The 14,076-nt window shown below is 70.0% G+C and carries 10 protein-coding genes; 5 read left to right on the top strand and 5 right to left on the bottom strand.

Features of this window, described 5'->3' with window-relative positions; genetic code table 11:
* Positions 1 to 3: 3 nt before the first annotated feature.
* A complete protein-coding gene (locus ABH926_RS11920) occupies positions 4 to 2,556 on the top strand; it encodes a polymorphic toxin-type HINT domain-containing protein (protein ID WP_370365510.1) in 2,553 nt (850 codons plus the stop codon).
* Positions 2,557 to 2,594: 38 nt separating this feature from the next.
* Positions 2,595 to 3,026 carry a hypothetical protein gene (locus tag ABH926_RS11925; RefSeq protein WP_370365511.1) on the top strand — a complete coding sequence of 144 codons (432 nt, stop codon included), beginning with the start codon at positions 2,595 to 2,597 and terminating at the stop codon, positions 3,024 to 3,026.
* 63 nt (positions 3,027 to 3,089) lie between these two features.
* Here the strand turns inward: ABH926_RS11925 and ABH926_RS11930 are convergent, their stop codons facing one another.
* Both ABH926_RS11930 and ABH926_RS11935 read right to left on the bottom strand, forming a co-directional pair.
* Positions 3,090 to 3,521, bottom strand: coding sequence for a thiol-disulfide oxidoreductase DCC family protein (locus ABH926_RS11930; RefSeq protein WP_370365512.1), 432 nt, complete (start codon positions 3,519 to 3,521; stop codon positions 3,090 to 3,092).
* Between the two features lie 4 nt (positions 3,522 to 3,525).
* Positions 3,526 to 4,104, bottom strand: coding sequence for an HIT domain-containing protein (locus ABH926_RS11935; protein WP_370365513.1), 579 nt, complete (start codon positions 4,102 to 4,104; stop codon positions 3,526 to 3,528).
* 102 nt (positions 4,105 to 4,206) lie between these two features.
* Here ABH926_RS11935 and ABH926_RS11940 point away from each other — a divergent pair, with 102 nt between their 5' ends.
* Both ABH926_RS11940 and ABH926_RS11945 read left to right on the top strand, forming a co-directional pair.
* Positions 4,207 to 6,744 (top strand): DEAD/DEAH box helicase, encoded by a 2,538-nt coding sequence (locus ABH926_RS11940; RefSeq protein ID WP_370365514.1) that lies wholly within the window; start codon positions 4,207 to 4,209, stop codon positions 6,742 to 6,744.
* A 126-nt stretch (positions 6,745 to 6,870) separates the two neighbouring features.
* The gene (locus ABH926_RS11945) at positions 6,871 to 7,716 is read left to right on the top strand and encodes a site-2 protease family protein (RefSeq protein ID WP_370365515.1); all 846 of its coding nucleotides are present in this window, start codon (positions 6,871 to 6,873) and stop codon (positions 7,714 to 7,716) included.
* 71 nt (positions 7,717 to 7,787) lie between these two features.
* Here ABH926_RS11945 and ABH926_RS11950 read toward each other — a convergent pair whose 3' ends face one another.
* From ABH926_RS11950 to ABH926_RS11960, 3 genes are read right to left on the bottom strand one after another with little or no spacing between them, the layout of a single operon-like run.
* A complete protein-coding gene (locus tag ABH926_RS11950) occupies positions 7,788 to 10,268 on the bottom strand; it encodes a Tex family protein (RefSeq protein WP_370365516.1) in 2,481 nt (826 codons plus the stop codon).
* 57 nt (positions 10,269 to 10,325) lie between these two features.
* Positions 10,326 to 10,832: a nucleoside-diphosphate kinase gene (locus ABH926_RS11955; protein WP_370365517.1), complete on the bottom strand. Its 507-nt coding sequence runs from the start codon at positions 10,830 to 10,832 to the stop codon at positions 10,326 to 10,328.
* A gap of 52 nt (positions 10,833 to 10,884) precedes the next feature.
* Positions 10,885 to 11,634 (bottom strand): class I SAM-dependent methyltransferase, encoded by a 750-nt coding sequence (locus ABH926_RS11960; protein ID WP_370365518.1) that lies wholly within the window; start codon positions 11,632 to 11,634, stop codon positions 10,885 to 10,887.
* Positions 11,635 to 11,858: 224 nt separating this feature from the next.
* Here ABH926_RS11960 and ABH926_RS11965 point away from each other — a divergent pair, with 224 nt between their 5' ends.
* Positions 11,859 to 14,057: an MMPL family transporter gene (locus ABH926_RS11965; RefSeq protein ID WP_370365519.1), complete on the top strand. Its 2,199-nt coding sequence runs from the start codon at positions 11,859 to 11,861 to the stop codon at positions 14,055 to 14,057.
* The last annotated feature ends 19 nt before the right edge of the window (positions 14,058 to 14,076 follow it).

Raw genomic sequence — 14,076 nt, forward strand, 5'->3', positions numbered from 1 at the left:
CCCGTGAGACGCGGCCGCATGCTGCGCCGGCGCTCCGCCGCGGTGCTGGTGGCGGCGACGGCACTGGGAGCCCTGGCCTTCGCCGGGGTCCCGGCGCAGGCCGCGACCGCCACGACGGCCAGGGCGGCCACCACGGCCGCGACCAACGCGACCCCCGCCGGCTCGCACGCGCTCCCGGCGCACGCCGCCGGGCCGGGCTTCGTCATGGCCGACCCGGCCCCGCCGCCGGCGATGCCGTCCCCGCTGGACTCCTCAGGCCCGGCGCAGGTCCAGGCGCTGGAGCAGAAGTACGAGACGGACGCGCAGAACGACGAGCAGAAGGCCAACCAGCTCGCCGACGAGAAGACCTCGCTGGAGCAGCGGGCGTCCGACGTGCAGAACCGCGAGAGCACGCTGGCGACGCAGGCCTCGAACCTGGAGAACCAGTCCAACGCGCTCACCAGCCAGGTCCAGACCCTCAACAGCGAGATCGACGCGCACAACGCCGAACCGCACACCTTCCAGCTCCCGGACCAGGAAGCGGCGTACGCGGCGTACAACGAGGAGAAGGCGAGCCTCGACGCGCAGAAGACGAACCTGCAGAACCAGATCAACGCGCTCACCGCGCAGAGCGACAAGCTGCAGAGCGACCAGGCCAAGGCGGACGCGGACCAGACGCAGCTCGAGACGGACGTCCAGACCCACAACGACGCCGTCTCGGCGCTCGAGAACGACGTCTCGCAGCTGGAGAACGAGCGCCAGGAGATCCTCTCCCAGATCGACGACCTGCTGCAGAACTACGCCGACGCCCAGCCGGACGGCGAGGCCGACGCCCCCGCCGCCGAGGGCGGCGACGAGTCCGAGCCGCCGGCCGCGGCCGCCCCGCCGGCCCAGGCCCAGGCCCTGCCCAGCAGCGGCGGCGACGAAGCCGCCCCTGGGGACACCGAGTACACGCCGACCGGCAGCGGGACGGACACCGGCCCGTCCGGCTCGGGGTCGGCCCCGGCGCCGGCCGCGGCGGCCCCGACCCAGGCCCCGGTGACGGTGACGCTGTCGCCGTCCACGGTGAAGGGACTGCCGGCGAGCCAGGCCGAGAACATCGAGCCCAGCGAGACCTTCGACGGCCTGATCCCGGAGGCGAACGGCGACTACGCGGCCGAGGAGGCCGAACCTCCGGCCGGGCAGTCCGCACCGCCGTCGCGGAAGGCGTTCGCCGACGCCGTCAACAACGGCGGCAAGGCCACCACGTCCATCGGCGGCCGGCCGGCCACCATCGACCGCGTGGTCCCGGTGACCTCGGAGCCCGCCGCGGACGAGGGCGGGGACACGCCGCGGCCGGCTCCGGCGGCGGCGAAGCCGGCGGCGCCGAGCTGGGTGCCGCCGGTGAACCGGGCGAATCCCGGGAACGGGCCGCCGGTCAGCATCGACGCGTTGCAGTCGATGCTCGACTCCGACGGCCTGGGCTCCGAAGCCGGCCAGTTCGACCTCGAATACTCGCCGACCGTCCTGGACGAGAACGGCGAGCCCACCTACGCCTCGACGCCGACGGATGCCGAGGGCGATCCCGAGCTCGGCGCGACCGGCAAACCGATCATCCGGCTGTCGAACCTCGGCCTGCAGAACCCCGGCGAAGCCGAGAGCGCCTTCGACGAGGCGGCGCTGACCGAGCGCCTCAACCAGGACAGCTCGCCGTGCCCGCACAGCTTCTCGGGCTCGACCAGGGTCCTGATGGCGGACGGGTCCTCCGAGCCGATCGCCGAGGTCCGGGCCGGGGACGTCGTCGAGAACGCGCGGCCCGGCGGCGGGACCGAGACCCACCGCGTGGACCAGGTCCACGTCACCACGACCGACGCCGGCTTCGTCGACGTGTCCGTGCGCGGGACCGCGCCGGGCAGCGGAGGCACCGTCACCGGGACCGCGAACCATCCGTACTACGACGTCAGCGCCGGCGGCTTCGCCGACGCCGGCACCCTGAGCGTCGGCGACCGGCTGCAGAGCGGCGCCGGCGCACAGGCGACGGTCAGCGGGGTCCGGCCGCACGTCGGACCGCTGGTCACCTACGACCTGACGATCGACGGGCTGCACACGTACTACGTGCTCGCCGGCGACACCCCCGTTCTGGTCCACAACTGCGGCGACGCGGCTCTGGCCCCCGACGAGACCGACGCGTCCCTGGCCCGGGACCGGGCCGGTCAGCTGCAGGACGAACGGCAGGCCGCGGACCCGGGCGCGTCCAACGGGACCACCGCGGTCTTCGGTATCTTCAACACGCAGACCCGGCAGTGGTCGACACGGATCGGCTTCAACGGCACCTACGAGGCACCGGAGGACTGGCTGCAGCCCGGCGAGACGTTCGCGCCGGGGAAGGCCGGGGCGCACGCGGAAGAGAACATCGTCAACAGCCTGGGCCCGAACGAAGTCATCGGCTTCGGCGGAACCACGAGGAACATCTGCTGGGATGTGTGCTACCGCCTGCTCAACACCGACGGCACGACCTTCGGCGGCGCGGGCTGGCGCAGAGGGCTGTCCGACAAGTCCCCGTACACGCTGTTCTGGAATAGGGACTTCTTCGATTGATCGACAGGCGCAGAGTCGACATTGGTCGCGGCTATCGAGTGGGCAGCGTACTGAGGATCTCCGCGGCCGCCGTCGAGGTGCGGGTGGCACGTGTCGACGCACGGACCGTCTACATCGAGTGGCCGTGGCTTTCTCCGGACCCGGGCTCCCGCAGCCCGTGGGACGGGCTGATGGGGTTTCCGCGGGATCCGGACCACTCCGACTGGCGGAACACTCCCTGGCGCATCGCACCGGACACCTCGGAGCTGTCGGCGGGAGACGTCTGCATCATCGGCGTCCCCGCGACCGAGGTACGCGTCGCGGCGATCACGCACTACGACCCGCCGGCGGACCTCGGTTGGCTCCCCCGGCCGCGGTGGATGCTCGACCTGGTGCCGCTGGAGTACGGAACCGACCCGGAGGCGGGCTACGGGTTCGCGCTCGACACCGATGAGCCGGTGAAGATGGAGATCGTCTCCCATACTTCCTGATCATCACAGCACGGGCCCCGCTGGAAGAGGTGCTTCCAGCGGGGCCCGTACTTCACTTCCTAGTCAGCCCGACACGCTCCCGCGTGCCGCGGGCGGCAGCGCACGCGACCGCCCGGCGGGCGGCAGCGCGCATGCGGCGGTACCTCCGGGCATCCGCTGCCTGTTGTTGGCGATCACGCGGTACACGCCCGCCGCGATCCAGCGGATCGGCGGCGTGCGCAGCACATAGCCGACCGCTGCGTAGACCCCGCCCGCAGAAATCAAAAGGCGCGCAATAGCCTGCGCGCCTCCGTGAATCCGGCCTGTCGGGGCCACCCACAACACCTCATGTGTTGCCCGTTGCTCGGTTGTTCCGTACAACTCGAGATCGGTGAACTGGAATGCCGTCACCTCCGCATCGATGGGGAGGCGCTTGAGAACGTTGACCGAGCGCGTGCAGAAGCCACAGTCTCCGTCATAGATCAGAACCGGCTTGGGGAAGCTGCCCTCGTCCATACCATCAGTCTACGGGCCACTCATCCGCCAACAGCTTGCGGGTTTCCCCTAACAGCTGCGGGAGCACCTTCGTGTGGCCCACGACCGGCATGAAATTCGTGTCCCCGCCCCAGCGTGGGACCACGTGCTGGTGCAGGTGCGCCGCGATGCCGGCGCCCGCGACGTCGCCCTGGTTCATGCCGATGTTGAAGCCCTGGGCGCCGGAGGCGGCGCGGATCGCGGTCATGGCGCGCTTGGTGAAATCGGCGAGCTCCGCGGTCTCCGGGAGGGTCAGGTCCGTGTAGTCCGCGACGTGCCGATAGGGGACCACCATCAGGTGGCCGCCGTTGTACGGGTACAAGTTCAGCACCGCGTAGACCAGCTCGCCGCGGGCGATGATGAGGCCGTCCTCGTCGCTGAGCGAGGGGATGCGGCAGAACGGGTCCTGGCCGGGGTCGGGGCCCGTGGGCTTGTTCTCGCCCTTGATGTACGCCATGCGGTGCGGCGTCCACAGCCGCTGGAAGCCGTCCGGCTCCCCCACACCGTCCTGCACCTGTCGGCCGGCCGCGTGGTTCGGGTCGTCGGGCGAATCGGGCGTGGTCATGGAACGAAGCTTAGGCGGTACGGCTTTCGGGACGGAATAGCGGCCTGAGGATCTTCGTGGCGCCCCGGCATGCACCGCCGACCGCATATTGTTGAAGCCACTATGACCCTCACCGATCGCCTGCCCGCCACCGACGACCCCGACGCCCTCTTCGACGCCTTCAGCGCGTGGGCCGGCGAGCAGGGGATCACCCTCTATCCGGCGCAGGAGGAGGCGCTGCTGGAGGTGGTGACCGGGGCGAACCTGATCCTGTCCACGCCCACCGGCTCCGGCAAGTCGCTGGTCGCCGCCGGCGCGCACTTCGCCGCGCTGGCGCGCTACCGGGAGGACCCCAGGCAGCGCACCTTCTACACCGCGCCGATCAAGGCGCTGGTGAGTGAGAAGTTCTTCGCGCTGTGCGCCATGTTCGGGGCCGACAAGGTCGGCATGCTCACCGGCGACGCCAGCGTGAACCCGAACGCGCCGATCATCTGCTGCACCGCCGAGGTGCTGGCCAACCACGCGCTGCGCGACGGTGCCGAGGCCGACATCGGCCAGGTCGTGATGGACGAGTTCCACTTCTACGCCGAGCCGGACCGCGGCTGGGCCTGGCAGGTGCCGATCCTGGAGCTGCCGAAGGCACAGTTCGTGCTGATGTCGGCCACGCTCGGTGACGTCACCCGCTTCGAGAAGGACCTCACCCGGCGTACCGGACGCCCGACCGCGGTGGTCTCCTCCGGGCAGCGCCCCGTGCCGCTGTACTACTCCTACTCCGAGACGCCGCTGCACGAGACGCTCGAAGAGCTGCTGCAGACCAACCAGGCGCCGATCTACGTCGTGCACTTCACCCAGGCCGCGGCCATCGAGCGGGCGCAGGCGCTGATGAGCGTCAACGTGTGCACCAAGGAGGAGAAGGCCGCGATCGCCGAGATGATCGGCAACTTCCGGTTCACCGCGGGCTTCGGCAAGACCCTGTCGCGACTGGTCCGGCACGGCATCGGCGTGCACCACGCCGGCATGCTGCCGAAGTACCGCCGCCTGGTGGAGCTGCTGGCACAGGCCGGGCTGCTGAAGGTGATCTGCGGCACCGACACCCTCGGCGTCGGCATCAACGTGCCGATCCGCACCGTGCTGTTCACCGGCCTGACCAAGTACGACGGGGTGCGGACCCGCCAGCTCAAGGCGCGCGAGTTCCACCAGATCGCCGGCCGGGCCGGGCGCGCCGGCTACGACAGTGCCGGATATGTCGTGGCTCAGGCGCCCGAGCACGAGGTGGAGAACGCCAAGCGCGTCGCCAAGGCCGGCGGCGACAAGAAGAAGCTCTCGCGCGTGGTCCGGGTCAAGGCGCCGGAGGGCTTCGTCTCCTGGGGCAAGCCCAGCTTCGAGCGGATGGTCGCCGCCGAGCCGGAGCCGCTGACCTCCAGCTTCCAGGTCAGCCACGCGATGCTGCTGAACGTCATCAGCCGCCCCGGCGACGCCTTCGACGCGATGCGGCACCTGCTGGAGGACAACCACGAGGACCGCAAGTCCCAGCTGAAGCTGATCCGCAAGGCCATCGCCATCTACCGCGCGCTGCTGGCCGCCGGGATCGTCGAGCGCCTCGACGAGCCGGACGAGCAGGGCCGGATCGTGCGCCTGACCAAGGACCTGCAGTTCGACTTCGCCCTGAACCAGCCGCTGTCGCCGTTCGCGCTGGCCACGCTGGAACTGCTGGAGCCCGAGTCGCCGACCTACGCGCTGGACGCCCTGTCGGTCATCGAGTCGACGCTGGACAACCCGCGCCAGGTGCTGTCCGCGCAGCAGAACAAGGCGCGCGGCGAGGCGGTCGCGGAGATGAAGGCGGACGGGATCGAGTACGAGGAGCGGATGGAGCTCCTGGAGAAGGTCACGTATCCGAAGCCTCTGGAGGAGATGCTCCAGGCCGCTTACGAGGTCTATAAGCGGAGTTCCCCATGGGTCGCCGACTACGAGGTCGCTCCGAAGTCCGTCGCGCGGGACATGTTCGAGCGCGCTATGACGTTCGCGGAGTACGTGAGCTTCTATACGCTTCCCCGCTCTGAAGGCCTCCTGCTGCGCTACCTCGCGGACGCCTTCAAGGCGCTCAAGCACACAGTGCCCGAAGAGATGCGCAACGACGAGGTCGACGACCTCATCGAGTGGCTCGGCGAGATGGTCCGGCAGGTCGACTCCTCGCTGCTGGACGAGTGGGAGGAACTGGTCAACCCCGGCGAGGAGACGCCCGCGGTCTCCCCGCACAACTTCGACGAGCGCCCGCCGCCGGTCACCGCGAACGCCCGCGCGTTCCGCGTCATGGTCCGCAACGAGCTGTTCCACCGCGTCGAGCTGTTCGCGCTGCGCAAGTACGACGACCTCGGCGAGCTGGACGCGGGCTCGGGGTGGGACTCCGAGAAGTACTACTACGCGATCGAGGACTACTTCGACGCGCACGACGAGCTCGGCACCGGACCCGACGCGCGCGGCCCGAAGCTGCTGGTCATCGACGAGACGCCGGAGGACCAGCCCGGCAAGTGGGTGGTCCGGCAGATCTTCGACGACCCCGAGGGCTACCACGACTGGGGCATCAGCGCCGAGGTGGACCTGGCGGCCAGCGACGAGGCCGGGACCGCCGTGGTGGTCGTCACGGATGTGAACCAGCTGTAGTGGGCCGGGATCGTTCGGCGACGCCGCACCGTTGGTCGTATGGAAGACCTACGATGACGAACGCCCAGATGATGACGAACGCCCCGCGAACAGCCGACCCAGCCGACCCCCGAGGTGAGTGACCCGATGGCCCGCACCAACCTGCGCCTGCTCAAGCCCGGCGAATACCGGCCCGACTGGTCGCAGTCGGCCCGCGGCGGCGGCATCTCGCCGATCTTCCTGGCGCTGGTCGCCGGCTTCGCGGCCAGCGGCGTCGCGCTCTACAAGGGGTTCGGGAGCGACCGCGCGGGCGTGTTCATCTTCGTGCTCTGCGGCTGGCTGATATCGCTGTGCCTGCACGAGTTCATGCACGCCGCTGCGGCCTACTGGGGCGGCGACCACACGGTGGCCGGCAAGGGGTACCTGCGCCTGGACCCGCGCGTGTACGGGCACCCGGTGCTGACCTTCATCCTGCCGCTGTTCTTCCTGCTCATCGGCGGCCTGCCGCTGCCCGGCGGCGCGGTGTCGATCGAGTCGCACCGGCTGCGCGGCAAGTGGAAGGACTCGCTGGTGTCGGCCTCCGGGCCGGCGGTGAACGTGGTCTTCTCGATCGTGCTGATCGTGGTGCTGGACACCTGGGGGCCGGGCTTCATCTGGTACCCGGGCACGCCCGCGCACGGCGCGGCACTCTGGTCGGCGCTGACCTTCCTGGCCTACATCCAGGTCGCCAGCGCGATCCTGAACCTGCTGCCGATCCCGGGCCTGGACGGCTACGGGATCATCGAGCCGTTCCTGAGCAACGACTGGCGCCGCATCGGGGCGCAGATCGCGCCTTACGGGATCCTGCTGGTGTTCGCCCTGCTCTACGCGCTGGGTCCGGACCGGAACTTCATCGCGCGGTGGGCACAGGACATTCTCGAAGGCCGCACCCCGCAGAACGGGGAGTACTTCGGGTACCACCTGTTCCGGTTCTGGGGCAGCTTGTACAACTGACCATCGACGAAGCGCCCGCCGCGGACCGGAGTCCGCGACGGGCGCTTGTGCTTTTCCGGCGCTGTTGAGCCCTACGCCAGCCCGGCGCGCCGCAGCGCGTCGGCCAGCGCACCCTGCGGCTCGCTGTTCCCGCCACGCCGGTCGCCGCCACGGCCGCCGCCGCCACCGCCGCCACCACCACCGTTGCCGCCGCCCCGGCGGTCGCCTCCGCCGTTGCCGCCGCCCTGGCCGCCCTGGCCGCCCCGCCGGTCGCCGCTGCCACCGCCGCGGCCGTCGCGCCCGCGACCGCCGCCGCTGTTCTCGCCGGACTGCCGCTGCCGGCCCGGGCCGCCGGAACCGGAGCCGGCGCCCGCCTCGTCGTCCAGGCGCAGCGTCAGCGCGATGCGCTTGCGCACCCCGTCCACGTCCAGCACCTTCACCCGCACCACGTCGCCGGGCTTCACCACGTCGCGGGGGTCCTTCACGAACGTCTTGGACAGCGCCGAGATGTGCACCAGGCCGTCCTGGTGGACGCCGACGTCGACGAAGGCGCCGAAGGCCGCGACGTTGGTGACCACGCCCTCCAGGATCATGCCGGGCTGCAGGTCGCCGATCTTCTCCACGCCCTCCTTGAAGGTCGCGGTCTTGAAGGCCGGGCGGGGGTCGCGGCCGGGCTTCTCCAGTTCGGCCAGGATGTCGGTGACGGTCGGGACGCCGAACGTGTCGTCGGCGAACTCCGCCGGCCGCAGCGCGCGCAGCGTCTTCGTGTCGCCGATCAGCTCCTTGATGCCGGTGCCGGTCGAAGCCAGGATCCGGCGGACCACCGGGTAGGCCTCGGGGTGCACCGAGGAGGCGTCCAGCGGGTCGTCGCCGCCGGGGATGCGCAGGAAGCCCGCGCACTGCTCGAAGGCCTTGGCGCCCAGGCGCGGCACATCCTTTATCGCGCTGCGGGTCGCGAACGGGCCGTTGGCGTCACGGTAGGCGACGATGTTGTCGGCCAGCGAGGAGCCGATGCCCGAGACCCGGGTCAGCAGCGGCGCCGAGGCGGTGTTCACGTCCACCCCGACGGCGTTCACGCAGTCCTCGACCACCGCGTCCAGCGAGCGCGAGAGCTTGCCCTCGGCCAGGTCGTGCTGGTACTGCCCGACGCCGATCGACTTCGGGTCGATCTTCACCAGCTCGGCCAGCGGGTCCTGCAGGCGGCGGGCGATCGAGACCGCGCCGCGCAGCGAGACGTCCATGGTCGGCAGTTCCTGCGAGGCGAAGGCCGAGGCCGAGTACACCGAGGCGCCGGCCTCGGAGACCATGATCTTGGTCAGCTTCAGCTCCGGCATGTTGGCGACCAGTTCCTGGGCCAGCTTGTCGGTCTCCCGGGAGGCGGTGCCGTTGCCGAACGCGATCAGCTCGACCTTGTGCACCTTCACCAGCGAGGCCAGCTTGGCCAGCGCCTCGTTCCACTTGTTCGCCGGCACGTGCGGGTAGATCACGTCGGTGGCCACCACCTTGCCGGTGGCGTCCACGACCGCGACCTTCACCCCGGTGCGGTAACCCGGGTCCAGGCCCATGGTGGCGCGGGTGCCGGCCGGGGCGGCCAGCAGCAGGTCGCGCAGGTTGGCGGCGAAGACCCGGACCGCCTCGTCCTCGGCCAGCGTCCACAGCTGCATCCGGACGTCCACGGCCAGCCGGACCAGGATCCGGGTGCGCCAGGCCCAGCGCACGGTGTCGTTCAGCCACTTCACACCAGCTCCGCTGGCGGTGGGCGACGGAATGCCGAAGGTCTTGGCGATGCGGACCTCGTAGCCGCTCTGCGTCACCGGGGCGCCGGGCTCGGCGTCCTCGGGCTCCGGGTCGAAGGTGAGGTCCAGGACCTCCTCCTTCTCGCCGCGCAGCAGCGCCAGGATGCGGTGCGAGGGCAGCGCGGTGAAGGGCTCGGCGAAGTCGAAGTAGTCGGAGAACTTCGCCCCGGCCTCCTCCTTGCCCTCCCGGACCTTAGAGGTCAGCCGACCGCTCTCCCACATGCGCTCGCGCAGCGCGCCGATCAGGTCGGCATCCTCGCCGAACCGCTCGACCAGGATCGAGCGCGCGCCATCCAGGGCCGCGGGGGCGTCCGCGACGCCCTTGTCGGCGTCCACGTAGGCCGCGGCGGTCGCCGCCGGGTCCAGGGAGGCGTCCGCGAGCAGCGCGTCGGCCAGCGGCTCCAGCCCGGCCTCGCGGGCGATCATCGCCTTGGTGCGCCGCTTGGGCTTGTAGGGGAGGTAGATGTCCTCCAGCCGGGACTTGGAGTCCGCGGCCAGGATCTGCGCCTCCAGGGCCTCGTCGAGCTTGCCCTGGCTGCGGATGGACTCCAGGATCGCCTCCCGGCGCTCCTCCATCTCGCGCAGGTAGCGCAGCCGCTCCTCCAGCGTGCGCAGCTGCGCGTCGTCCAGGCCCTCGGTCACCTCCTTGCGGTACCGCGCGACGAAGGGCACGGTCGCGCCGCCGTCCAGGAGCTCGACGGCCGCCCGGACTTGCCGGTCGGCGACGCCGAGCTCCTCGGCGATGCGCAGGTGGATGGACGCTGCTGTCGCTGCCACGCGTGGTACTCCCGCCAGGTGAAAAGCCCGCTTATCTCGCGAGAGCGATCCTAGCGACTAGAGCACGAACTTCTCGGCGACCGTGGAGTACTCGAAGAGTTCTTCGTCTGTGAACCACAGCGCGACTTCCTGCTTCGCCTCGTCGAGGTTGCCCGAGGCGTGCACCAGGTTGGCCACCGCGATGCCGTTGGCGGTGGCGTAGGCCTTGTTCTGGTGCGCGAAGTCGCCGCGGATGGTGCCCGGTGCGGCCTCGTTCGGGTAGGTGGAGCCGACGATCTTGCGGACCGTCTTGACCGCGTCGATGCCCTCCAGCACCAGGGCCAGCACCGGGCCGGACTGCATGAACGTCGCGGTGGCGTTGTACACGCCGGCGCCGAAGCGCTCCTCCAGGTCGAAGTAGTGGCTGCGGGTCAGCTCGGCGTCCATCCAGACCATCTTGGAGCCGACCACCTTCAGCAGCGCGTCCTCGAACCGGGTCAGGACCCGACCCATCATGCCGCGCGCCACGGCGTCGGGCTTGAGCAGGACGAGCGTCCGCTCGACGGGGGCGCCGGTGTCGGTCATATGCGTGGTCCTTCGCTGTTCGACGGTCGTTTGCAGGACTGCTATGAGCATCTTATTGGGCGCGCGCGACCGTGATGATGGCGCGGCTGTCCGGGGTCAGCGGGCCGGTCTTCTCGTCGCCGTACTGGGACTCGATGCGGAAACCGGCCTCGACCAGGAACGGGTTCAGCGTCTCGGGGGTGTGGAAGCGCAGCGTGGTGCCGGCCGTGCGGACCGGCGTGCCGTCCAGCAGCGCCATGGTTTCGGTGAAGGTCACCAGCGGGCCGTCCACCTTCTCCACCTGGTACCAGGACCGGAACTGCCGACCGTCGGGCAGGGTGACGACGCCGCCGTTCTCCGGGTTCCACGCCTCCCAGGCCCGGGCCTGCAGGTGCCGGGTGCCGAACAGGAAGACCCGGTCGTCCTTCAGGGCCCGGCGGATCGCCGCGAGCGAGGCGCGCAGCTCGTCGTCGGTGACGAAGCACTGGAAGGCGTTGCTGTTCATGGTGGCAAGGTCGAACTCGGCCTCGTAGGCCATCTCCGCGGCGGTGGCCTGCGACCACTCGATGTCGTCGCGCCGCCGGGCCCGCTCCAGCATCGCCGGGTCCGGGTCGACGCCGACCAGCCGGCCCTTCGCGCCGTGCTCGCGGGCCAGATGCAGCAGGCTGCCGGTCCCGCAGCCGACGTCGAGCACCGCGTCCAGGAGCGTCGTACAGCGCAGGATGTAGCCCTCCCAGCTCGACTCGTCGGTGTCCCAGGGGTTCTCCAGGTCGTACAGGAGCGCCGAGTCGGCGTCGGTGAAGGTGTGCTCGTCCGCTGTCATCCCGCCAGCTTTGGCCGGGAATCAGTGCCCGTCCACCAGTTTTCCTATGCCTACCAGGAAGTTCGCTGCTCGGACCGCACAGGGAAAGGTTCACCTCCCGGTGACCATTTCGCGTTGTATCGCGTGTCACAATAGGCGGGTAACGAGTCCGCGAGGCGGACCCGCACATAGGGGTGGGAAGCCGTCCGCGGACGGAGGTCGCGATAGCCTGAGGGGGCTCTTTCGTGAGTGGTAACGCGTTGACCAACGCGGATTCGGAACCGGGCGTCTTCGCCCGGGTCGTGTCCGGCAGAAGGTCCAAATGGGCGGTGTTCGGGGTCTGGGTACTCCTGATCGTCGCCGTGGTCGTCTGGGGTTTGGCCTCGAAGCTGAGCGGCGTCGAGAAGAACGACAGTTCGGCCTGGCTGCCCAAGAGCGCCGAATCGACACAGGAACTGAAGCTGGAGGGGGCGTTCCACCCGAGCTGGGTACCGGCCATCCTGCTGTTCGAGCGGGACAGCGGTCTCACCGACGCCGACCACGCCCAGATCGACAAGACGGTGGCGGCGCTGCGGAACGACGCCGCGCCGACGGCCATCAACATGGTCGTGCACAACGCGATCCTGACGCAGGACGTCAAGGACGGGCCGAACGTCGGCAAGGCCGTCCAGGTCATCGTCCCGATGGACATGGGCAACGACGGCTGGAACAAGCTCCCGGACACGATCAAGCAGATCAAGGCGGCGATGGGGCCGGCGAGCGCCGGCGAGAAGGCCTACGTGACCGGCCCGATGGGCGAGGCCGCCGACGAGGCCAACTCCTTCAAGAACATCAACGGCTCGCTGACCGGCATCACGGTCCTCGTGGTGATCCTGATCCTGCTGGTCGCCTACCGCAGCCCGATTCTGTGGTTCATCCCGATCCTGTCGGCCGGCGGCGCCCTGTTCGTCGGCGAGGGCATCATCTACCTGCTGGCCAAGCACGCCGGCCTGACGGTCAACGGCCAGGCCGCGTTCATCCTGGTCGTGCTGCTGATCGGCGCCGGCACCGACTACGCGCTGCTGCTCATCGCCCGCTACCGCGAAGAGCTCAGACGCTATGAGGACCGGCACGAGGCGATGGCGCACGCCCTGCACCGCGCCGGGCCGGCGCTGGTGGCCAGCTCCACGACCGTGGCCGTCAGCATGCTGATCCTGCTGGTCGCCCAGATGAACTCGACCAAGGGCATGGGCCCGGTGCTGGCCATCGGCGTCCTGGTCGACCTGTTGGCGATGATGACCCTGATGCCGGCCCTGGTCGTCATCTGCGGCCGCTGGATCTTCTGGCCGGTCAAGCCGACGGTGGGCTCGGAGGAGCCGACCCAGCACGGGGTGTGGGCGCGGATCGGCAAGCGCATCGCCGTGCGCCCGCGCGCGGTGTGGACGGTGACGGCCCTGCTGCTGCTCATCGGCGCGGCCGGGGTGACCCAGCTGCACGCGCACCAGATGTCCTCGGCCGACTCCTTCGTGAACAAGCCGGACTCGGTGATCGGCGCTCAGGTCCAGGCGGAGTACTTCCCGCCGTCCTCGGGCCAGTCGCTCGACATCGTCGGCAACGCCGACAAGCTCGACGCGGTGACCGCCGCGCTGAAGACGGTGCCGGGCATCGACCCGTCGTCGGTCGGCACCCCGAGCACGGTGCCGCACCAGATCGTGGCGGGGCGCTTCTACCTCGAGGCGATGCCGAAGGACCCGGCGGACTCCGCGGCCGCGAAGCACACCGTGAGCCTGGTCCGCGCCGCCGTGCACGCGATCCCGGGCGCGGACGCGAAGGTCGGCGCCGGTTCGGCGATGCTCGTGGACATCGACAACGCCACGCGCCACGACAACGAGTGGATCATCCCGATCACGCTGATCGCGGTGTTCATCATCCTGGGGCTGCTGCTGCGGGCCTTCATCGCGCCGCTGCTGCTGATCCTCACCGTCATCCTGTCCCTCGGCGCCTCGCTGGGCATCAGCGCCCTGGCGTTCAAGGCGTTCGGCTGGAACGGCGTGGACACCAGCATGCCGCTGTACACGTTCGTGTTCCTGGTCGCGCTGGGCATCGACTACAACATCTTCCTGATGACCCGCATCAGGGAGGAGTCGGTCCGGCGCGGCACCAGGCGCGGCGCACTGGTCGGTCTGTCCGCGACCGGCGGCGTGATCACCTGGGCCGGGCTGGTGCTGGCCGCCACCTTCGGGGTGCTGGCCAGCCTGCCGATCGTGACCTTCGCCGAGATCGGCTTCGCGGTCTCGCTCGGCGTGCTGCTGGACACCATGATCGTGCGCTCGGTGCTGGTCACCGCGCTGACCCTGGACATCGGCAAGCGCATGTGGTGGCCGTCGAAGCTGGCCTCGGCCGACGAGCCCGGCGGCGGGACGCTGGACGCGGCGCGCGCGGCGGACGACAGCGTGCTGGTGTAGCGCTGATGTAGTTCCGCAG

It is taken from the genome of Catenulispora sp. GP43 (assembly GCF_041260665.1).
Lineage (GTDB): Bacteria > Actinomycetota > Actinomycetes > Streptomycetales > Catenulisporaceae > Catenulispora.